The sequence below is a fragment of the Limibacillus sp. genome (assembly GCA_037379885.1).
In the GTDB taxonomy this organism is placed as follows: Bacteria; Pseudomonadota; Alphaproteobacteria; order Kiloniellales; family CECT-8803; genus JARRJC01.
On the sequence record JARRJC010000018.1, the window covers coordinates 1 to 20,502 of the forward strand.

Annotated in this window: 17 protein-coding genes, 1 tRNA gene and 1 pseudogene; 12 read left to right on the plus strand and 7 right to left on the minus strand. The window is 66.5% G+C overall.

From position 1 onward, the window contains the following. The 3 genes and pseudogenes from ilvN to miaA form a co-directional block, all read right to left on the minus strand. The coding region (gene ilvN, locus P8X75_07770; GenBank protein ID MEJ1995101.1) for an acetolactate synthase small subunit at positions 1-295 on the minus strand (295 nt) is incomplete at its 3' end. A 52-nt stretch (positions 296-347) separates the two neighbouring features. Beyond that, positions 348-2,096: pseudogene (locus P8X75_07775) on the minus strand (acetolactate synthase 3 large subunit). A 233-nt stretch (positions 2,097-2,329) separates the two neighbouring features. After that, positions 2,330-3,361, minus strand: a complete 1,032-nt coding sequence (miaA, locus tag P8X75_07780; GenBank protein MEJ1995102.1) for a tRNA (adenosine(37)-N6)-dimethylallyltransferase MiaA — start codon at positions 3,359-3,361, stop codon at positions 2,330-2,332. A 60-nt stretch (positions 3,362-3,421) separates the two neighbouring features. On the opposite strand from miaA, the gene serB reads away from it, so the two are divergent. After that, positions 3,422-4,297, plus strand: coding sequence for a phosphoserine phosphatase SerB (gene serB / locus P8X75_07785; GenBank protein ID MEJ1995103.1), 876 nt, complete (start codon positions 3,422-3,424; stop codon positions 4,295-4,297). Here the strand turns inward: serB and P8X75_07790 are convergent. The 3 genes from P8X75_07790 to P8X75_07800 are packed head-to-tail and all read right to left on the minus strand — an operon-like array spanning position 4,294 to position 8,026. Continuing rightward, entirely contained in the window at positions 4,294-5,520 is a 1,227-nt protein-coding gene (locus P8X75_07790) for an amidase (GenBank protein ID MEJ1995104.1), read from the minus strand. The two genes, serB and P8X75_07790, sit on opposite strands and share 4 nt — an antisense overlap. Positions 5,521-5,538: 18 nt before the next feature. Continuing rightward, positions 5,539-6,636, minus strand: coding sequence for a P1 family peptidase (locus P8X75_07795; GenBank protein ID MEJ1995105.1), 1,098 nt, complete (start codon positions 6,634-6,636; stop codon positions 5,539-5,541). A gap of 10 nt (positions 6,637-6,646) precedes the next feature. Next, positions 6,647-8,026 (minus strand): MATE family efflux transporter, encoded by a 1,380-nt coding sequence (locus P8X75_07800; GenBank protein ID MEJ1995106.1) that lies wholly within the window; start codon positions 8,024-8,026, stop codon positions 6,647-6,649. A 143-nt stretch (positions 8,027-8,169) separates the two neighbouring features. Here P8X75_07800 and P8X75_07805 point away from each other — a divergent pair, with 143 nt between their 5' ends. The 11 genes from P8X75_07805 to P8X75_07855 all read left to right on the plus strand — a co-directional run bounded on the left by P8X75_07805 (position 8,170) and on the right by P8X75_07855 (position 18,942). Then, on the plus strand, positions 8,170-8,295 hold the full coding sequence (locus tag P8X75_07805; protein ID MEJ1995107.1) for a hypothetical protein: 126 nt from the start codon (positions 8,170-8,172) through the stop codon (positions 8,293-8,295). 99 nt (positions 8,296-8,394) lie between these two features. Then, complete coding sequence (locus P8X75_07810; protein MEJ1995108.1) at positions 8,395-9,957, plus strand: 2-isopropylmalate synthase; 1,563 nt, start codon at positions 8,395-8,397, stop codon at positions 9,955-9,957. Between the two features lie 181 nt (positions 9,958-10,138). Beyond that, complete coding sequence (locus P8X75_07815; GenBank protein MEJ1995109.1) at positions 10,139-11,179, plus strand: rod shape-determining protein; 1,041 nt, start codon at positions 10,139-10,141, stop codon at positions 11,177-11,179. A 157-nt stretch (positions 11,180-11,336) separates the two neighbouring features. Next, positions 11,337-12,299, plus strand: coding sequence for a rod shape-determining protein MreC (gene mreC, locus P8X75_07820; GenBank protein ID MEJ1995110.1), 963 nt, complete (start codon positions 11,337-11,339; stop codon positions 12,297-12,299). A 7-nt stretch (positions 12,300-12,306) separates the two neighbouring features. Next, entirely contained in the window at positions 12,307-12,834 is a 528-nt protein-coding gene (mreD, locus tag P8X75_07825) for a rod shape-determining protein MreD (GenBank protein ID MEJ1995111.1), read from the plus strand. Between the two features lie 13 nt (positions 12,835-12,847). Further along, on the plus strand, positions 12,848-14,722 hold the full coding sequence (mrdA, locus tag P8X75_07830) for a penicillin-binding protein 2 (protein ID MEJ1995112.1): 1,875 nt from the start codon (positions 12,848-12,850) through the stop codon (positions 14,720-14,722). After that, positions 14,722-15,879 carry a rod shape-determining protein RodA gene (gene rodA, locus P8X75_07835; GenBank protein MEJ1995113.1) on the plus strand — a complete coding sequence of 386 codons (1,158 nt, stop codon included), beginning with the start codon at positions 14,722-14,724 and terminating at the stop codon, positions 15,877-15,879. Before mrdA ends, rodA begins: the two co-directional genes overlap by 1 nt. Beyond that, positions 15,872-17,476, plus strand: a complete 1,605-nt coding sequence (locus P8X75_07840) for a gamma-glutamyltransferase (GenBank protein ID MEJ1995114.1) — start codon at positions 15,872-15,874, stop codon at positions 17,474-17,476. Before rodA ends, P8X75_07840 begins: the two co-directional genes overlap by 8 nt. 19 nt (positions 17,477-17,495) lie before the next feature. After that, a complete protein-coding gene (locus P8X75_07845; protein MEJ1995115.1) occupies positions 17,496-18,263 on the plus strand; it encodes a hypothetical protein in 768 nt (255 codons plus the stop codon). A 112-nt stretch (positions 18,264-18,375) separates the two neighbouring features. Beyond that, a tRNA-Lys gene (locus P8X75_07850) sits at positions 18,376-18,451 on the plus strand. Positions 18,452-18,549: 98 nt separating this feature from the next. Further along, positions 18,550-18,942, plus strand: a complete 393-nt coding sequence (locus P8X75_07855; GenBank protein MEJ1995116.1) for a GFA family protein — start codon at positions 18,550-18,552, stop codon at positions 18,940-18,942. Positions 18,943-18,948: 6 nt separating this feature from the next. Here the strand turns inward: P8X75_07855 and P8X75_07860 are convergent, their stop codons facing one another. Next, positions 18,949-20,136 (minus strand): benzoate/H(+) symporter BenE family transporter, encoded by a 1,188-nt coding sequence (locus tag P8X75_07860; protein MEJ1995117.1) that lies wholly within the window; start codon positions 20,134-20,136, stop codon positions 18,949-18,951. Between the last annotated feature and the right edge of the window lie 366 nt (positions 20,137-20,502).

The following is a 20,502-nucleotide window of genomic DNA, read 5'->3' on the forward strand; positions in this document are numbered from 1 at the left end:
TCAGCGCCAACTCTCGCTCGACGTAGGGACCCGCGTGGGTCAGGTCACGCACCTCGTGGACCGGGACCAGCCGGTCGAGCTGAGCCTTGATCTGCTCCAGGACCTGCGGCGTGCCCGAGGTGATGAGGTTGATGCGCGACAGCGCCTTTTCCTTATCGACCTCGGTGACGGTCAGGCTTTCGATGTTGTAGCCACGGCCGGAGAAAAGGCCGATGACGCGCGCAAGCACGCCGGGCTCGTTGTCCACCAGAACCGCCATGGTGCGGAATTCGATCGGCTGCTCTTTGCGCGCCATTCTTGTTGTTCCTTCGAGAAGTCGGACGTTTTCTTGTCTTGGAGGGGCCGGATCAGACCAGCACCATCCCCTCCTCCGAGATCGGCTTGGCCGCGCGGTCATCGGGACCGAGCAGCATTTCGTAGTGCGCCGCGCCGGAGGGGATCATGGGGAAACAGTTCTCCTCTCGCGCCACCAGGCAGTCGAAGATCACCGGCTTGTCGCAGTCGATCATCTCCATGATCTTGCCGTCCAGCTCCGAGGGGTCCTCGCAGCGGATGCCGTGGGCGCCGAAGGCCTCGGCCAGCTTCACGAAGTCTGGAAGCGACTCCATGTAGCTTTCCGAATAGCGCTCCCCATGCAGCAGTTCCTGCCACTGGCGCACCATGCCCATCCACTGGTTGTTGACCACAAAGACCTTCACCGGCAGGCCGTACTGCATGACGGTGGACAGCTCCTGTATGTTCATCAGGAAGGAGGCCTCGCCCGCCACGTCGATGACCAGGGACTCCGGATGCGCGCACTGGACGCCCAGGGCCGCCGGGAACCCGTATCCCATGGTGCCGAGCCCGCCGGAGGTCATCCAGCGCTTGGGCGACTCGAACTTGAAGAACTGGGCGGCCCACATCTGGTGCTGACCCACTTCGGTGGTGATATAGACGTCGCGGTCCTTGGTCAGCTCGTAGAGCCGCTGAATCGCGTACTGCGGCTTGATGACCTTGCCCTTCTGCTCGTACTTGAGGCAGTCGCGCTTGCGCCACTCTTCGATCTGGGACCACCAGGCCTTGCTGGCTTTCTTGTCGGCCTTGTGCCCGGCCTTCTCCCAGCCTGCCACGATGGCCTTCAAGGTCGCGCCCACGTCGCCCACGATCGGCAGATCGACCATGACGTTCTTGTTGATCGAGCTGGGGTCGATGTCGATGTGGATCTTCTTGGAGTTCGGCGAGAACTCGTCGAGACGGCCGGTCACGCGGTCGTCGAAGCGCGCGCCCACGTTGATCATCAGATCGCAGGAATACATGGCCAGATTGGCCTCGTAGGTGCCATGCATCCCCAGCATGCCAAGAAACTGCGGGTCGCTGCCCGGATAGCAGCCCAGTCCCATCAGCGTGTTGGTGATCGGCATGCCGGTGGTGCGCACGAAGCGCGTCAGCAGGTCCGTCGCCTCCTGCCCGGAGTTGATCACGCCGCCGCCAGCATAGACGATCGGGCGCTTGGCCTTGGCGATCATCTCCACGGCCTGGGCGACCGCCGCCGCGTCGGGCTCGGTGCGCGGGCGGTAGCTGCGGCGCTCCACCTTCTCGGGCCCATGGTAGTCGCCCAGCGTCTGGACCACGTCCTTGGGCAGGTCCACCACCACCGGGCCGGGCCGGCCGTTCTTGGCCACGTAGAAGGCCTCGTGCAGCACGCGCGGCAGGTCCTCGATCCGCTTCACCAGATAATTGTGCTTGGTGCAAGGACGCGTGATGCCGGTGGTGTCGGCCTCCTGAAAGGCGTCGTTGCCGATCAGATGCGTCGGCACCTGACCGGTCAGGCAGACCAGCGGAATGGAGTCCATCAGCGCATCGGTCAGTCCGGTAACGGCGTTGGTGGCGCCCGGTCCCGAGGTCACCAGCACGACGCCGACCTCGCCGGTCGAACGCGCATAGCCCTCGGCTGCATGGACGCAGCCCTGCTCATGACGGCAGAGAATGTGGCGCACCGCGTTCTGCTTGAAGAACTCGTCATAGATCGGCAGCACCGCGCCGCCGGGATACCCGAAGACATGGTTCACGCCTTGATCGGCCAGGGCGCGCAGCACCATGGCAGCGCCCGTCATGCGCGCGCCGTTGTCCTTAGGGGCCGCGCTTTTAGGACTTGCGCCCTTCTTTGCTCTTGTCTTCTGCGCCATATCTTTTTGCGCCATCGCCTTCAATTCCTTCTTCGTTCCTTGCCGCGTCACGGTTCAAGACCCGCAACCGTGACGCCCGGCCGCGGTCAGCCGGGCACGTCATAAGCTGTTTCCTTCACAAAGCCTTGGGGGCTTTTCCTGGGGCCGCCTTGAGGGGCGCTAACCTAGTCCGCGGGTTTCAGGAGGGTCAATAGGGATTCGCGAATTTTCGAAAAGATTTTTTGCCTGTGGCTTTCTGAATATTGCGTCTCTATGACGCAGCCCTCATTTTCTTTCGAGTCAGCTTCTTGCGACACGGCCTGTTGCAACCCCAAATCTGGCAACCCTGCCTGGGTCCGCAGCCAGGTCATCTGCCGCTTGGCGTAACGCCGGGTCGCCGCCTCGGCCTCCGCCTTGGCTTCTTCGAGTGTCAGGGCGCCCCTCAGATAAGCCGACAGCTCCGGCACGCCGATCGCTTTCAGGACCGGCGCATCTGGCGGAAGGCCCTTATCCAGCAAAGCGCGCACCTCTTCAAGGGCGCCCGCCTCCAGCATCGCGGCAAAGCGCCGTCCGCAGGCTTCCCGGACCTCCTCGCGCGGCGGCGTGATGAGGATATCGAAAAAGCGGTAGGGCGCGCCGCCGTCCCCCGGCTCCCGCCGCCAGGCGGCAAGGCCCCGGCCCGTGGCCTCCAGCACCGACCAGGCGCGCACCAGCCGCTGGCGGTCGCTGGACCGGACGCCCTCCGCCGTTTCCGGGTCGCGCTCGCCGAGACGCTCCTTCATGGCCGGGCCGCCGATCATGGCGAACAGCGCCTCGGCGGCGTCGCGGGTTTCCTTCGGCACCTGCGGCACCGGCGCCAAGCCTTCCTTCAACGCCTTTATATAGAGACCGCTGCCGCCGCAGAGGATCGGCAAGCGTCCTTCCGCAAGAGTCTCCTCGATGGCCGCCAACGCCAAGTCCCGCCAGCGCCCGGCGGAGGCCGCCTCTTCGCCGGGCAGGAGACCATAGAGACGGTGCGGAGCGCGTGCTTCCTCCTCCGGACTGGGGCGCGCGCTCAAGACCCGCAAGTCGCGGTAGAGCTGCTGCGCATCGGCGTTGATCACCGTGCCGCCGAAGGCTTCCGCGAGGTCGAGCGCCAGCGCGGACTTGCCGCTCGCGGTCGGCCCGGCCACCACGACGACCAGGGGAAGCCCGCGTTTATCCGCCGCTTCGGCCATTCCCGCTCTTGCCCCTTTCGATCAGCGCGGCTATCACCGCGCTCCATGACAGAGATGCACATGACGAACGTACTCACTCTTCTAGGGTCCCCGCTGGACGAATGGCAAGTCGCCGCCGTCGCAGAGGCGCTGGACCGCGACCCGGACGAGACCGACTGGCTCGGCGAAGGCGAGGCCGCCGATATCCATTTCGAGGAGGCGGAACCGGTCGAGGCGCTGGAGATCGCCCGGCATCTGCTGGGCGAGGAGCCGGTCGACATGGCGGCCCAGATAGCGGCCATCCGGCGCAAGCGCCTGCTGCTGGCCGACATGGAGTCCACCATCATCGAAGAGGAGATGGTCGATCTGCTGGCCGAGGAGATCGGCATTGGCGAGGCCGTGGCCGAGATCACGGCGCGCAGCATGGCCGGCGAGCTGGATTTCGAGGCTTCGCTGCGCCAGCGCATGGCGCTGCTGGAAGGCGTCCCCGCCGACCTGCTGGAGGACCTGGCCGAGGTCATGACGCTCAGCCCCGGCGCGCGCGTTCTGGTCCAGACCATGCGCCAGAACGGCGCCTTCACGCTGCTGGCGACCGGCGGTTTCCGCCTCTTCGCCGAGCGGGTGCGCGACTCGGTCGGTTTCCACGACCTGCGCTGCAACGACCTGAAGATAGCCAACGGGCGAGTGACCGGCGGCCTGAAGGGCCCGATCTTCGACCGCGCGGGCAAGCTGACGGCGCTGAGAGAGACCTGCGAGGAGCTGCACATCCAGGCGAGCGAGGCGGCCGCCGTCGGCGACGGCTCCAACGATCTGGACATGATCCAGGCCGCCGGTCTCGGTGTCGCTTTCCGGGGCAAGCCGATCCTGCGCGAAGAGGCGGACGCCTGCCTCGATCACTTCGACCTTCGCGGCCTGCTCTATTTCCAGGGCTACCGCCGCGAGGAGTTCAGGGACTAGAAAGCGCCCAGCTGATCGCCCGGTTCGGCTTCCTTGGTGAAGCGCCCGGTGAAGGCCAGCAGCGATTCATCCGTGCCGTAGGCGCCCATCAGGCCGAGGCCGACCGGCGCGCCCTCCTGACTGGCGAGCGGCAGGCTGATTTGCGGCGTGCGGGCAAGGGGGGAGACGGCGCTGAGGCGCAGGGTCTTCAAGCGCCAGTCGTCCAGGCTGTCGAGCGGCTGACTGACCAGCGGGGCGGGGCCCAAGGCCGGCGGCAGACAGACGAAGGCCTCCCCCGCCAGTTCCTTCTCCAGCCATTCCGCATGGGTTCGGCGCAGCGCCGTTGCCTCGGCGTACTCGGCTTCAGTGACCTTGCTGGCGAGCCGGAAGCGCTCGGCGACGTCGGGGCCGATCTTGTCGAAGTTCTCCCCGACCCAGGGGCCGTTGGCGATCCAGGCTTCATAGCCCTGCACGCGGCGGTAGACGTCCCGCATGACCTCCAGGTCGCCCGCGGGGCCTGCCAGCTTGAAGCGGTCCGCCTTGCCGATCCAATCGGCCAGACGCTTGACCCAGGGTTCGAGAGTCTTTTGCGTTTCCACTTCCAGGAGATCGAAGGCGTCCTCGGCGATGAGAAGGCGCGAGACCTGTCCGGAGGCGCCGGCCTCCCGGTCCAGCAGGACAGCGCCCACCCGGGCCATGAGCCCCGCATCGCGGGCGAACCAGCCGCAGGTGTCGAGCGAGGGGGCCAGCGGCCAGATCCCCTCGGCGGCCACGCGTCCGTGGCTGGGACGGATGCCGAAGAGCCCGCAATAGCTGGCCGGGATGCGAACCGACCCGCCGGTGTCGGTGCCCAGCGCAAAATCCGCGAGGCCGCCCGCGACCGCCGCCGCCGAACCGCCCGAGGAGCCGCCGGTCACCCGACCCGGCGCTTCCGGATTGGTGGGCACGCCGAAGTGGTGGTTCATGCCGTTTATGCCGAAGGCGAACTCATCGGTCGTGGTCTTGCCGATCAGCTCGGCTCCGGCCGCCAGAAGCTGCGCCACGGTCTTGGCGTGCGCCTTGGCCGGGCCCCGCGCCTTTCCGAAGTAGGGATTCCCGGCGGTGGTGACATGGCCTTCCACGTCGTAGAGGTCCTTGGCCGCGAAGGTCAGCCCTGCGAGCGGTCCAGTGTCGCTCTCTTTCAGCGAGAAGACGCCGCCCGGAACGAACGCGCCCAACGAATTCTGGAAGAAACTGTCCTGCATGGCCTTTTCCGGTTCTCCCTACTTTCCGTCGCGCGCGGCCAGCCGCCGCAGCACATCCTCGATGACCGCGTCCGGCAGCGCGGGGACGAAGTTCCCGTCCCGGCCCTTCATGTCCCGGTTGCAGAAGAGGCAGTCGAGAATGGCCTCGTCGGTCGCCTCCACCGTCGCCTCGAACAGCAGATCCATCTCCGCGTTCGCCAGCGCCTCCAAGGCCGCCGCGCCGCTCCTGGATTTCGCCGCCGCTTCGTTGGCCGTGGAAAAGGCGAGGAAGATATCGCCCGAGCCGTTGTGGCCAACCGCGCCGCTGCGCGCCATGCCGAGCGGCACGCGCCGCGCGAGGCGCTTTAGCTGTTGGGGCAGCAGCGGCGCATCGGTCGCGACCACGGCGATGATGGAGCCCGCCGGCTGCGCGCGCAGCTCGTCCGCGTTGTCCAACTCGCGGCCCACCGGCAGACCGCAGAGCGTGAGTTCCTCGCGCATGCCGAAGTTCGCCTGGACGAAGACTCCGAGTGTGTAGTCCGTCCCGGCCACCCGGACCCGGCGCGAAGCGCTGCCCGAGCCGCCCTTGTAGCCATAGCAGATCATGCCGGTCCCGCCGCCGACGCTGCCTAGCGGCACCGGCCCGCCGGAGGCGGCCTCCAGGGCCTCGACGGCATGGCCGGGGCGGACATGGAAGCCGTCGATGTCGTTCAGTTCGCCGTCGAAGGTCTCAGCCACCAGAGGCAGGCCCCACTCCATGACCCGCGCCTGCCCGCTCTCCAGGCCCCAGCGCAGGATGCCTTCGTGCACCGCCCCCACCGAATGCGTGTTGGTGATCGCGAGCGGCCCTTCGAGAAGCCCGCTTTCCTCGATCCAATGCGCCCCGGTCATCTCGCCCGCGCCGTTGAGGCTAAAGAGCCCGGCGAAGACCGGCAGGCCGCCCTTCGCGCGCCCGCGCGGCAGGATCGCCGTGACGCCTGTGCGCACCGGTCCGGCGCCGCGCCGCAAAGGACCCTCGCCTTCGATCAGCGTGACCATGCCGACCTCGACCCCGGCCACGTCGGTGATGGCGTTCAGGGGGCCTGTCGTTCCGGGCAGCGGAAAGCCCCAATCGCGTGCGCGTTTTCGTCCTGTCATCTGCTTACTCTCATGTACCGATAGGCCGGACGGCCCGCCGGGAAATCACGGCGAAGCGGAGAGCCAGCAACAGGCTCGCCGAAAGCAGCGCGGCCACCATGCCGAGGAAAAGCCCCGGCACCCCCTGCCCCAGATGCAGTCCAAGATACCAGCAGAGCGGCACGCCCACGACCCAGAAGGAGAAGAGGTGGCTGATACTGGGGATCAGAACGTCGCCCGCGCCGCGCAGCGCGCCCATCATGGCCGCCTGCGCCCCGTCGAACAGCACCGAGACCGCGACGATGGAGAGACTGGCGACGATGATCGAGATCACCGCCGGGTCCGCGTTGTAGAAGCGCGCGAGCTGTCCGTCGAAGCGCCAGACCAGAAAGCCGATCAGCGTCATGGCGGTCAGCACCAGACCGAGCCCCGTCCAGCCCGCCAGCCGCACGCCCTTGGCGTCTTCGCGCCCCACGGCGTTGCCGACCCGGACGGTGCTGGCGGCGCTGAAGCCCAGTGCGATCATGAAGATGAAGGCGGTCATGTTCATGGCGGCCTGATACCCGGCCAAGGGTTCCGTGCCAAGGCGCCCGGCGAAGTTCGCGAGTGTGGCGAAGGCCAGGGACTCAAGCCCGATCGCCGTGCCGAAGGGAATGCCCAGGCGAAGCAGCTTGGATAAGCTGGCGTTCCGGGGATCGCCCCGGCCCGGCTTCAGCGCATAGCGCTCCCGGTCCGGCAGGAGGAAAAGGATGTAGCCGATCAAAGCCGCCGCCATGCACCAGCGGGTCAAGGACAGCGACAGCGCGGCCCCTTCCGCGCCCATGGCCGGGAAGCCGAGGTTGCCCTCGATCAACAGCCAGTTGCCCGCGATGTTCAGGAAGTTGGCGAACAGTACGACCGTCATGGCCACGCGCGGTTTGCTCAGTCCCTCCACGAAGAAGGCCGAGACGATGTAGAGGAAGAGCCCCGGCAGACCGACGGCGAACCAGAAGAAGGTGTCGCCCGCCCCCTTGGCCAGCGCCGGATCGTGACCGATCAGCAGGAAGAAGCGTTCTCCCAGCATTGAGATCGCGAGCGAGACCGCGCCAAGCAGCAGGGCGATCTGAAGCCCCTTGCGCCAGACCGGGCCGCAGCGCTCCGGCGCCATCGCGCCGTCGGCCTGGGACACCAGGATCGGGACGCCGACCATGATGCCGAGGCCGATCACGAAGATCGGCATGTGGATCGCAAAGGCGAGGCCGTAGTTGGCCAGTGGGACGGGCCCGGCCCAGCCGGACATCACCGTGTCCGCTGCGATCATGGTCATGGTGAGCGCGCGCGACAGCGTCACCGGCGCCGCCAGTTCCAAGGTCCGTCTGATGTTGTAGCCCAGGCTGTGATGGAGGCTTGGGACGAGGCCGTCGCTGCTCATGGACAAGGACGCTACAGCAGCGCGCGCGTTTGGCAAGCCCAGGCGAGCAGCGGCGAATAAGATGATTTAAAACTTGTCTAAAGCGGCGGCTAAGCGTAAATACTGTCACCAAGAACAACGCCCTAGAAGACACGGATGAAGACATGATCGAGCGTGAGCAGTTCGCCATGGAAACGACGACGGCCCCGGCCGGCGTTTTCGCATGCGCGCTGCTAGCCGCTGATCCGGAGCTCGGCCTCGGCCGGGAGCTGCTCCTTATTTGCCCCTGATCGCACGGGCGCGCCCTTTTCGATAAGGGCGGGCGGTCAGGGGGCCCCTCACAAAATTGAGCAGACCCTTTAAACCGGATTTTCCGAGGAATCAGAGCTATGAGCACCCAAGTCAAACCCAGCGACGCCAACCGCGTCATCATCTTCGACACCACCTTGCGCGACGGCGAGCAGTCTCCGGGCTGTTCGATGAACCTGCAGGAGAAGATCCAGGTCGCCCGCGCGCTCGAGGAAATGGGCGTCGATGTCATCGAAGCGGGCTTCCCGATCGCCTCGCGCGGCGATTTCGAGGCGGTCCGTGAGGTCGCCAGGACGGTCAAGAACAGCCAGGTTGCCGGTCTGGCCCGCGCCACCAACAAGGACATCGACCGCGCCTGGGAGGCCTTGCAGAACGCCGCCCATCCGCGCATCCACACCTTCATCTCCACCTCGCCGCTGCACATGAAGTTCAAGTTGCAGATGGAGCCGGAGGCCGTGCATCAGGCGGTGATCGACAGCGTTTCCTACGCGCGCAACCTCTGCGACAACGTCGAGTGGTCGCCCGAGGACGGCACCCGCACCGACCCGGACTTCCTGGCGCGCTGCGTGGAGTCGGCGATCAAGGCGGGCGCCGGCACGATCAACATCCCCGACACCGTGGGCTACACCGTGCCCGAGGAGTTCGCGGAGATGATCGGCAAGCTGATGAACCGCGTGCCCAACATCGACAAGGCGGTGATTTCGGTCCACTGCCATAACGACCTGGGCCTGGCGGTCGCCAACTCCCTGGCCGCGGTCAAGGCAGGCGCGCGTCAGATCGAGTGCACCATCAACGGCATCGGCGAGCGCGCGGGCAACTGCGCCTTGGAAGAGGTCGTGATGGCCCTGCGCACGCGCAACGACTTCATGCCCTACGAGACGGGCGTGGACTCCACCCACATCATGCGCACCTCCCGGCTGGTCTCCGCGATCACCGGTTTCTCGGTGCAGCCCAACAAGGCCATCGTCGGCGCCAACGCCTTCGCGCATGAAAGCGGCATCCATCAGGACGGCGTCCTGAAGAACGCCCAGACCTACGAGATCATGACGCCGGAGTCCGTCGGCCTGACCCGCTCCAACCTGGTCATGGGCAAGCATTCGGGCCGCCACGCCTTCAAGGCCAAGCTGAAGGAGCTGGGCTTCGAGTTGGGCGACAACGAGTTCCAGGACGCCTTCCAGCGCTTCAAGGAGCTGGCCGACCACAAGAAGGACGTCTACGACGAGGACATCATCGCCCTGGTCGACGACGCGGTGGTCCGTCACAACGACGTGGTCCGCTTCGTCTCGCTGCAGGTGGTCTGCGGCTCCACGGGCCCGCAGACCGCGGAACTGGTCCTGAACGTCCAGGGCGAGGAGCAGCGCGCCAAGGCCGAAGGCAACGGGCCGGTCGATGCGACCTTCGAGGCGATTCGCAAGATCATGCCGCATGAGGCCGTCCTGCAGCTCTATCAGGTGCACGCCGTCACCGGCGGCACCGACGCCCAGGCGCAAGTCACCGTCCGTCTGGAAGAAGACGGCAAGACCGTCAACGGCCAGGGAGCCGATCACGACACGCTGGTCGCCTCGGCCCGCGCTTATGTCAACGCGCTCAATAAGTTGCTGGTCAAGCGCGAGCGCGGCGAACCGGCGGCCATGACCGCCTGAGGGCAAGGCTGACGCGAAGATCGAGGGGCGGTGGCCGCAAAAAGCGGTCGCCGCCCTTTTTCTTTGCGGACTCCAGCGGGCGGCGGCGGCGGAAGACTTGCCTTGAAATCGTCACGCCACGGCGGTATGCGTCACTTTCCGCGATGGGGTCACCGTTTAATTTAAAAGGTATTGTAAGCAGATGCTCTCACGTCTCCTTGGCATGCTATCGGCCGACATGGCCATCGATCTGGGGACGGCCAACACCCTGGTCTACGTCAAGGGCCGGGGGATCGTGCTGAACGAGCCTTCCGTGGTCGCCATCGCCGAGGTGAAGGGCAAGAAGCAGGTTCTGGCGGTCGGTGACGAAGCCAAGATGATGCTGGGACGCACGCCCGGAAACATCCAGGCCATCCGGCCTCTGCGCGACGGCGTGATCGCCGACTTCGAAGTCGCCGAGGAAATGATCAAGCACTTCATCCGCAAGGTCCACAACCGGCGTTCCTTCGCCTCGCCCCAGATCATCGTCTGCGTGCCCTCCGGCTCGACCGCCGTCGAGCGCCGCGCGATTCAGGAGTCGGCCGAGGCCGCGGGCGCGCGCCGCGTGTTCCTGATCGAAGAGCCCATGGCGGCGGCCATCGGCGCCGGCCTGCCGGTGACCGAGCCGACCGGATCCATGGTCGTGGACATCGGCGGCGGCACGACCGAGGTCGCCGTGCTGTCGCTGGGCGGCATCGTCTACGCCCGCTCCGTGCGCGTCGGCGGCGACAAGATGGACGAGGCGATCATCGCCTACATCCGCCGCAACCATAACCTTCTGGTCGGCGAAAGCTCCGCCGAGCGGATCAAGAAGGAAATCGGGTCCGCCTGCCCGCCCGAGGACGGCGACGGACAGACGCTGGAGATCAAGGGCCGCGACCTGATGAACGGCGTGCCCAAGGAACTGGTCATCTCAGAGCGGCAGATCGCCGAGAGCCTCGCCGAGCCGATCAGCGCGATCATCGAAGCGGTGAAGGTGGCTCTGGAGCACACGGCGCCGGAACTGGCCGCCGACATCGTCGACAAGGGCATCATCCTGACCGGCGGCGGCGCCATGCTGCACAATCTGGATTTCGTGCTGCGCGCCTCGACCGGGCTTCCGGTTTCTCTGGCGGACGATCCGCTGTCCTGCGTGGCCCTGGGAACGGGCCGCTGCCTGGAAGAGATGAAGACGCTAAAGAACGTTCTGATTCAAATGTATTAGAGCGCTATTTTTAGCCTTTGCCTTTGATTAAGGTTTGTTATTATAGATTACAACATCGTGGTCATGTGACCACGTAAAACCCCATATCCTGTTGAGACGACCTGTAGGGACGACGGGGAGACTTTGGGGTTTTGAGTTGCCTTTCGGAGGGGGCCTCGTGAAAAGGCGCGAAGGGGCACTTGTAAAAGTCGCCAATCCATTCAAAGGGTGGACCCAACGCTTTGCGTTCGGGCTGCTCATCGCCGCGTCCGTCGGACTGATGCTGGTCGGCAAGGCCGACAGCCGTCTGGTCGAGCGGCTGCGCGTCAACGTCAACGACATGGTCGCCCCGGCGCTCTCGCTTGTGTCTGAACCGGTCGCAACGCTGCGCAACACGCTGTCCCAGTTCGATTCCTACAAGGCGCTGCAGGGCGAGATCGCTCAGCTCCGCGCTCAGAACGAGGAGTTGCTGCGCTGGCAGGCGGCGGCCCGTGCGCTGAAGTCGGAGAACACGCAGCTCCGCGCCTTCCTGGACGCCGCCAACGATCCCTACATCAACAGCGCCGTCGGGCGGGTGATCGCCGACAACCGCGGCGCCTTCGCCCACACCCTGCTGGTGGCCGCCGGCCTGCGCGATGGCGTGACCCGCAATCAGGCGGCGATGGCGCCGGAAGGACTCGCGGGCCGGGTCATCGAAGTGGGTGACCGCTCCGCGCGTGTCCTCCTGGTCACCGACATCAACAGCCGCATTCCCGTGGTGCTTCAGTCGAGCCGCCAGCGCGCGGTGCTGGCCGGAACCAACGGTCAGCGGCTGAAGCTGCTCTATCTGGAAGCCGACAGCCCCCGCAAGATCGGGGAGCGCATCGTGACCTCGGGCCTGGGCGGGGTCTTCCCGCCTGGCTTGCCGATCGGCCGGATCGTCGAGGTCACGCCGGACGCCGTTTGGGTCGAGCCCGAGCTCAAGAGCCGACGGCTGGAATACCTGCGCCTGCTCGACTACCGGGTCGATGCGAGCCTCGTCCCCAAGGGTTTCGAGGAGAGCCTGGAGACCGTCACCCTTTCCACCGGTCAGGAGACGGCGGCCGAAGGGGTTGAGGCAGAGGAAACGGGATCGCGGGAGAACGGCGCGATCCGCCAATAAGACCGTCATGTCATGGAGCGCCGAGGTGAAGGCCCCCTTCCTGCAGCGGTTCGACCTGGCGCTGCGCGCTGCGGCGCCCATTACCCTCAGCCTGCTCATCCTGCTGTTGAGTCAGGTCCCGGTCGGCCTGCCCGGCGGCCTCGCCTTCACACCGTTCCTGCCGCTGATCTGCGTCTTCTATTGGACGGTGCACCGTCCGGATCTCATGCCCGGCTGGGCGGTCTTCGTGCTGGGCGTTCTGCATGACCTTTTGAGCGGCGGCCCCTTCGGAGTCGGCGCCTTCACGCTGCTTGCGGCCTATGGCCTGGTCGCTTCCCAAAGGCGCTTCTTGGTGAGCTTCGGCGTCGGGTTGCTGTGGCTGGCTTTCGCCGTCCTCGCCCTGCTGGCCGCGCTGCTTGTCTGGCTTCTCAGCATGATGATCATGGGGGTTTTCCTGAATCCGGCCCCGCTCGCGTATCAATATGTCCTGACGGTCGCGGTCTACCCCTTGCTGGCCTGGTTCTTCGCCCGTACACAAAAAAGCGTTCTGCGTTAGACTGGAAAGCGAGATGGCCAGGAAGAATCAGGAGAACGACCGCTACAAGTCCTTCACCCGCCGGGCGATCCTGCTGGGCGGCGTGCAGGCCGCGGCTTTCTCGGCCCTGGCCGGGCGCCTCTACTACCTCCAGGTCGTGGAATCGGACAAGTACGCCATGCTGGCGGAAGACAACCGCATCTCCCCGCGCCTGCTGGCCCCGCCGCGCGGTCCGATCTACGACCGCACGGGCCTCGAACTGGCCAGCAACGAGCCGACCTACCGCGCCGTGGTGGTGCCGGAACAGGCCCGCGACATGGTGGCGATCCTGGAGGCCATCGGCGAGATCATCCCGCTGTCGGAAGAGGAGCGCAAACGCATCCTGATCGACGCGGCGCGCAAGCGCGACTTCGTCCCGGTCACGGTGAAGGAGAACCTCACCTGGGAGCAGGTCAGCCGCCTGGAGGTGAACGCCCCCTCGCTGCCCGGCGTCTCCATCGAAACCGGTTTGATCCGCAGCTACCCGCTCGGCAAGCCCATGGCCCACATCGTCGGCTACGTGGCGGCCGTGTCCGAGGACGAACTGACCGGCGACCCGCTTCTAGAGCTGCCCTCCTTCCGCATCGGCAAGAGCGGCGTGGAGCGGCAGTTCGATCTGGCCCTGCGCGGCAGCCCGGGCAACAGCCAGGTGGAGGTGAACGCCGTCGGCCGGGTGATCCGGGAGATTTCGCGGCAGGAAGGAACCCCGGGCCAGGACCTGCAACTCACCATCGACGCCGGCCTACAGCACTATGTCTACGGACGCCTGAGCGCGGAGCGCTCCGCGACGGCGGTGGTGATGGACGTCGAGCAGGGTGAGGTTCTGGCGCTCGGCAGCTATCCGGCCTTCGACCCCACAGCCTTCACCCTGGGCCTCAGCACCGAACAGTGGCGCAGCCTGTCGAACGATCCGCAGCACCCGCTCACCAACAAGACGATCCGCGGCACCTACGCGCCCGGCTCCACCTTCAAGATGGTCGTGGCCTTGGCCGCTCAGGAGGCCGGACTCGGCGGCGGGCACGAGGTTTATTGCCCCGGTTTCATGGAGCTGGGCAACGGGCGCTTTCACTGCTGGAAACGCTGGGGTCACGGCAAGCTGACCATGACCCAGGCGATCCAGCAGTCCTGCGACGTCTACTTCTACGACCTGGCCAAGCGCGTCGGGATCGACGCCATCGCCGCCATGGCCAACCGCCTGGGCCTGGGCCACCAGACCGGCATCGAGCTGCCCGGCGAACGCGACGGACTGGTGCCGACCAAGGGCTGGAAGCTCGCCTACCTCGGTGAGAGCTGGCAGGGCGGCGAGACGCTCGTCGCCTCCATCGGCCAGGGCTTCATGCTGACCTCCCCCCTGCAGCTCGCTGTGATGACCGCGCGCCTGGCGAGCGGCAAGGCGGTGAAGCCGACGATCGTCCGCAACCCGGAAGTGCTCGACCCCGCCTTCGCGCGGCAGGAGCCCGAGCCGCTCGGCATTCCTGAGGCTCACCTGCAACTTGTCCGCGGCGGCATGGACGCGGTGACCAACGACCGCCGGGGCACCGCCTACCGCGCGCGGATCGACATCGAGGGCATGGAGATGGCCGGCAAGACCGGCACGTCCCAGGTGCGCCGCATCACCATGGCAGAGCGCGCCGCCGGCGTGGTCAAGAACGAGGACCTGCCCTGGCGCCGCCGCGACCATGCGCTCTTCGTCGCCTTCGCCCCGGTGGACAAGCCGCGCTACGCCTGCGCCGTGGTGGTGGAGCACGGCGGCGGCGGCTCCAAGGCCGCAGCACCCATTGCGCGCGACATCCTGATGGAAACCCAGCGCCGCGATCCTCTCAAGGACCGCGACGGGGGCCAGCTCGCCGAATTCCTGAGGGAAAGCTGATGTCACTCAACTTCGACGCCCTCAGACCGAACCCGCGCCTCTCGCTCGGCCAGAAGCTCTGGCAGATCAATTGGGGTCTCATCTTCCTGCTGCTCTGTCTGGTGGGCATCGGGGCGGCCATGCTCTATTCGGCGGCCAACGGCTCCTTCGAGCCCTGGGCCACCCGCCATGTCATGCGCTTTGGCATCGCCTTTGCGATCATGCTGGCCGTCGCGCTGATCGATATCCGCCGCTGGTATTCGCTCTGCTATCTCGCCTATTTCGCGGTGCTCGCGATGCTGGTGGGGGTGGAGTTCTTCGGCCAGGTCGGCATGGGCGCGCAGCGCTGGATCGACCTGAAGGTGATCCAGCTCCAGCCCTCTGAACTCATGAAGGTGGCTCTGGTGATGGCGCTGGCCCGCTACTTCCACGGCCGCAGCCTGGAAGAGGTGCGCGGCTTTACCCGGCTGCTGCCCCCGCTGGCCCTGATCCTGCTCCCGGTGGGACTGGTCCTGAAGCAGCCCGACCTCGGCACCGCCCTGACGCTGTTGGCGATCGGCGGCGTCATGTTCTTCGTGGTCGGCGTCAGGCTCTGGAAGTTCGCGCTGGTGATCGCCGGCGGCTTGGCCGCCATACCCATCGGCTGGCAGTTCCTGCACGACTACCAGCAAAAACGCGTGCTGACCTTCCTGAATCCTGAGAACGATCCCCTCGGCGCCGGGTATCACATCACCCAGTCGAAGATCGCGCTCGGCTCCGGCGGCGTCTTCGGCAAGGGCTTCATGCAGGGCAGTCAGAGCCACTTGAACTTCCTGCCCGAGAAGCAGACGGACTTCATCTTCACCATGCTGGCCGAGGAGTTCGGCATGGTGGGCGGTCTCTTCCTGCTGCTGATCTACGCCGGGATCATCGTCTACGGCTTCGCCATCGCGCTGCGCTCGCGCAACCACTTCGGGCGGGTGCTGGCCATGGGCGTCTCGGCCAACCTCTTCTTCTACGTCTTCATCAACACGGCCATGGTCATGGGCCTGATCCCGGTGGTCGGCGTGCCGCTGCCGATGATCTCCTACGGCGGCACCGCCATGGTCGCGGTCATGGGCAGCATCGGGCTCCTTCTCAGCGTCTATGTCCACCGCGACATCCGCATTCCCAGACAGGGCCCAGGCGCCAGTGACTGATCCGGCCTTTCCCGACCGCTTTTCCGCGGGGCAGATCATCGCCAAGCCACCGGCCTTCGGCGGCGGCGGCGTGGTGGTCTCGCAAAGCCGCGTCGCAGCGGAAGCCGGGGCGGCCATGCTGGCGGCGGGCGGCAACGCCGTGGATGCGGCAATCGCCACATCGCTGGCCGTCGGGGTCGCCGAGCCTTGGATGAGCGGCCTGGGCGGCGGCGCGCTCTGTCTCCTGCAGAAGGCGGACGGCGGGCCGCCCGAAGGCTATGACTTCGGCATGCCCTCGCCCCGCGCGCTCGACCCGGCGGACTATCCCCTGGAACCCGGGGGCGGCATAGCAGGCGACCTCTTCGGCTGGCCGAAGGTCGTGGGCGACGCCAACCTTACCGGGGCCAAGGCCGTGGGCGTGCCGGGCCTGCCAGCCGGTCTCGCCCTGCTCCATGAACGTCATGGCTCGCTGCCCTGGTCGAAACTCTTCGAGCCGGCCATCGCCCTGGCCGAGGACGGGCTTCCCGTCGACTGGTTCACGCTGCTTCAGATCGCCAACGCCATCGAGGGCATGGCGGAGGATCCGGGCTGCGCCGCCGTCTTCCTGGATGCCAAGGGCCGTGCCCCGAACCCGGTCCCCCTGAAGCCTGTCTGCCGCAACCCCGCCCTGGTCCGCACTTTGAAGACCCTGTCGGAGAAGGGCATGGCGGCCTTCTACGAAGGACCGCTGGCCGAGGGCATCATCCGTGATCTGCAGGCGCTGGGCGGCAGCCTCTCCCAGGAAGATCTTTCGGCCTGCAAGCCCCTGACCTATGACCCCGTGGCGGCGCCGCTGGGGAAGGGCCGCGTGTGGCTGCTGCCGGAGTTGAACGGCGGCCCCACGATCATCCATGCCCTCACCGCCCTGCGTGAAGACCTGGGCGAAGCGCTGGACGGCGCTCCCTCCCCGGCATTCTTCTCCAGCTTCGCGACCTCCATGATGGCGGCCTTCTCCGACCGGCTGGAGAGGCTTGGCGATCAGGAGGGGCGGCGCGGGCTGGAAAGCTGCACCACCCACATCTCGGTGATCGACGGCCAGGGCAACCTTGTCGCGCTGACGCAGACCCTGCTGTCCGTCTTTGGCTCGAAGGTGCTGCTGCCCGAAAGCGGTCTCCTGATGAACAACGCCGTCAACTGGTTCGACCCGCGGCCCGGCAAGGCCAACAGCATCGCGCCCGGCAAGCGTCCGCTCTGCAACTACGTCCCGCTGATCGGCGAGGGCGAGGTCGAAGGGCGCGGCCAGAGGCGCTTTGCCATCGGCGGCTCGGGCGGGCGCAAGATCATACCGGCGGTGGCGCAGCTCGCCTGCTTCCTGCTGGCGCACGGTCTCGACCTGGAAGACGCCATGGCGCAGCCGCGCCTGGACGCGAGCGCGCCCAACGCCGTGGGCGCGGATCCGCGCATCGGCGGAGAGACGCTTCAGGCGCTGTCCGACGCGGGTGTGCCGGTCACGCTGCAACGCTGGGGCCCCTACCCCAACAACTTCGCGATCCTGGGCGCCGTCCTGGCCGAGAGCGGGGACAAGCTGGGCGCGGCCTGTCCCTACCACCCCTGGGCCGAGGCCGTGGCGCTCGCTTGAGCAGCCGCGAAGGGCGTTCATGACCAGGCCATTGCTCATCTCGCTCCACATCCCAAAGACGGCTGGCACCAGCTTCCGGCAGGCGCTGAGCGATGGACTGGGCGAGGCGCGGCTGCATCTCGACTACGGGCACGGCGCGGCCTTCGCGCGTCTGACCGAAGCCGGCTGCGATCCGCTGGACCTGCACCGCCGCTGGCTCGACATGGGCTATCTGGAAGCCGCCCGCGCCTTCAAGGAGGCGCGCGGGAACCTCGGCGAGCCGGTCGCCTGCGTTCACGGTCATTTCCCGGCGGTGAAGTATCTGCCGGCGCTTGCGGAACGGCGGGCCCGCTTCGTTACCTGGCTGCGCGAACCGCTGTCGCGCATGGTCTCCAACTACCGCTACTGGATGAGCCTGGACCCCGCCGGGGTGGAGGACCCGCTGGTCGCCCGCGTGCTGCGCGAGAACTGGAGCCTGGAGGCCTTCTGCCTGAGCCCGGCGCTCGCCAACTACCAGTCGCTCTGGCTGCGGCGGGTGCCGCTGAAGCTGTTTTCCTTCATCGGCGTGATGGAGCACTACGAGCAGGACCTCGAACGGCTTTCCAGCCTGTTGAAGGCGGAGGGCCTCATCGCCGAACCCTTGGAGCCCAAACACCTGAACAGCAGCCCCGCGCCGGGCGACCGGGAGGCGGAAAGCGAACGGCGGGCGGCCCTCCGCCCCGCCTTCGAGACGCTGCATGCCCGCGATATGAAGCTCTACCGCCACACCTTGGCGAAACGGGAATTGGCGTTGCGAACACGGACTTGAGGAGCAGCGGCCCTGCTGCATGCCTGCCCTGCGTCACTTTTCCTGAAAGAAAGCCTTCACAAAGCCGGGCCAAGTTGCTATCTAGCGCGCCGACCCAAATACCCCACCCGGGGGGCGCATAGCTCAGTTGGTAGAGCAGCTGACTCTTAATCAGCGGGTCCAAGGTTCGAGTCCTTGTGCGCCCACCATTCTTTTCAATAACTTATGTCTTTCCAGCGATGGCGTCTTTAGGCGCGGTGTTCGGCCGTGACCGATCAGGGCCATTCGTTCTCAGAGGAGAGAAGACATGGAGCGGTTCACCGGCGGGTGTTTGTGCGGCAGCGTTCGTTTCGTGGCGACGGGACGTCCCTACCGGGTCGGCCTTTGCCACTGCCTTGATTGCCGCAAGCATCATGGCGCGCTCTTTCACGCCTCCGCGATATTCCCTCAAGACGCGGTGACGGTAGAGGGCGAGACCCGCGACTATGGCGGGCGGCACTTCTGTCCGCGTTGCGGTTCCTCCGTCTTCGGGCGCAGCGGGGACGAGGTCGAGGTGAACTTGGGGTCCCTGGACGCCCCCGACCAACTGACGCCCACCTACGAGCTCTGGACGGTCAGGCGGGAATCCTGGTTGCCGGAGTTCCCGCTGAAGAAACGCTACCAGCGCGACCGCGACGAGGCGGAGCGCTCCGAGGAATAGGGGGTCTCAAGACCCGCCCTTGGCCGCCCTGGTTTTCTTGACGAACCAGATGATCGTCCCCGCCGCCACGCCCCAGAAGGCGCCGCTGACCCCGAAGAGGGCCATGCCGCTCGCAGCGATCAGGAAGGTCATGGCGGGCGCCTCAATCTGCTTGGGCTCGGCGAAGGCCGCCGATAGCGAGGCGACCAAAGCCGGGATCAGCGCAAGACCGGCGACAGCGGTGATCAGGGCCGGCGGCGCGAGACTGGTCAAGGAAGTGACTGGGCCCGCGAAGAAGGCCAGGACCACGTAGGCCAGTCCGGAGACGATGGCGGCCCAGTAGCGGCGCGCCGGATCGCGGCCTGCGTCCTCTCCCGACATCATGGCGGCCGTGATCGCGGACATGTTTACGGGAACCGCCCCGAAGGGCGCGATCAGCAGGCTCGCGATGCCGGTCCTTCCGATAAGTTGCTGGCGCTTGACCGTATAGCCGTTGAGCTCGAGCACCGCGAAGCCCGGGATGTTCTGTCCGGCCATGGTCACCAGGTAAAGCGGCACCGCGATGGAGACGAAGCCTTGCAGCGTGAAGAGCGGCAGCACCGGGGCCATTCCGGTGATCCACTCCGGGTTCGCCGGCGCCGCCCCTTGCGGCAGATCGACCGAGAAGACCATGACGACCGCAAAGGCCAGGACCGCCAGAGGCATGGCCGCCAGCTTGTGCCAGGTAAGCCCCACCAGCCAGGCGACCAGCAGGGGCAGAACGAGCAGCGGTATGGAGCCCAGCGCCAGGGCCGGTGCGAGGCAGAGCTTCAGCAAGACCCCCGCAAGCAGAGCATTCGCCACTGGCTTTGGGATCGCCGCCACCAAACGCCCGAGAAAGGGAAGCAGGCCGGTGACCGCGATCAATCCCGCACAGAGGATCAAGGACCCGACCGCCTCGGCGAAGCCGCCGGGCAAAGCCGCGGTCGAGGCCAAGAAAGCAGCGCCGGGCGTCGACCAGGCGACGGCGGCGGGAATGCGGGTCGCCGAGGGCAGCCAGATGCTGCAGACCCCCATGCCGAGGGTCGCGAAGAAAAGGCCGGTGGCCAACTGGTCCTCCGACGCGCCCATCTTGCCGAGGCCGGCAAGCACGATGGCGAAGGACGCGGCGTAGCCCACGAAAGCCGCGAGCAGGCCCATGTAGACGGCAGAGGGAGTGATCTCACGAAACATGATGCTTGCCGCCTTGTGCGCTGCTGGAAGGGTCCAGTCCGAGTGGAGCGATTTAGCATCAAGCCCCGCTGCCTGACCAGAGGCCGCACCCAGCAAGATCGCGGAGATTGCGACCGGGGTGACCCCTCAGCCTATGAAATGAGCGGTCTCTGGGTTGGAGAGGGAGGTCAAGGAGCCTTCCTTGATCGGACACCGTGGATCTGGGCTCCTCACACCTCTCACACGCCGTTGCGGAGGCCCGAGTCCAGGCGGCGACTCCCGGTTTTCGGGCCTTCTTCAGCCTCCGAGTTTTCGTTTGTCGGCAAGGCGGATACGGCTCTACTCTGACTGCGGATACGCGGCTTCTCGGAGCTGCTCTACGAGGGGTGC

What these genes read in the sequence shown, in the direction of transcription:
- miaA (MEJ1995102.1), bottom strand. Translation starts at nt 3,361, where the DNA reads ATGGCCGAAGCGGCGGATAAACGCGGGCTTCCCCTGGTCGTCGTGGTG.
- serB (MEJ1995103.1), top strand. Translation starts at nt 3,422, where the DNA reads ATGACGAACGTACTCACTCTTCTAGGGTCCCCGCTGGACGAATGGCAA.
- P8X75_07790 (MEJ1995104.1), bottom strand. Translation starts at nt 5,520, where the DNA reads ATGCAGGACAGTTTCTTCCAGAATTCGTTGGGCGCGTTCGTTCCGGGC.
- P8X75_07795 (MEJ1995105.1), bottom strand. Translation starts at nt 6,636, where the DNA reads ATGACAGGACGAAAACGCGCACGCGATTGGGGCTTTCCGCTGCCCGGA.
- P8X75_07800 (MEJ1995106.1), bottom strand. Translation starts at nt 8,026, where the DNA reads ATGAGCAGCGACGGCCTCGTCCCAAGCCTCCATCACAGCCTGGGCTAC.
- P8X75_07805 (MEJ1995107.1), top strand. Translation starts at nt 8,170, where the DNA reads ATGATCGAGCGTGAGCAGTTCGCCATGGAAACGACGACGGCCCCGGCC.
- P8X75_07810 (MEJ1995108.1), top strand. Translation starts at nt 8,395, where the DNA reads ATGAGCACCCAAGTCAAACCCAGCGACGCCAACCGCGTCATCATCTTC.
- P8X75_07815 (MEJ1995109.1), top strand. Translation starts at nt 10,139, where the DNA reads ATGCTCTCACGTCTCCTTGGCATGCTATCGGCCGACATGGCCATCGAT.
- mreD (MEJ1995111.1), top strand. Translation starts at nt 12,307, where the DNA reads ATGTCATGGAGCGCCGAGGTGAAGGCCCCCTTCCTGCAGCGGTTCGAC.
- mrdA (MEJ1995112.1), top strand. Translation starts at nt 12,848, where the DNA reads ATGGCCAGGAAGAATCAGGAGAACGACCGCTACAAGTCCTTCACCCGC.
- rodA (MEJ1995113.1), top strand. Translation starts at nt 14,722, where the DNA reads ATGTCACTCAACTTCGACGCCCTCAGACCGAACCCGCGCCTCTCGCTC.
- P8X75_07845 (MEJ1995115.1), top strand. Translation starts at nt 17,496, where the DNA reads ATGACCAGGCCATTGCTCATCTCGCTCCACATCCCAAAGACGGCTGGC.
- P8X75_07855 (MEJ1995116.1), top strand. Translation starts at nt 18,550, where the DNA reads ATGGAGCGGTTCACCGGCGGGTGTTTGTGCGGCAGCGTTCGTTTCGTG.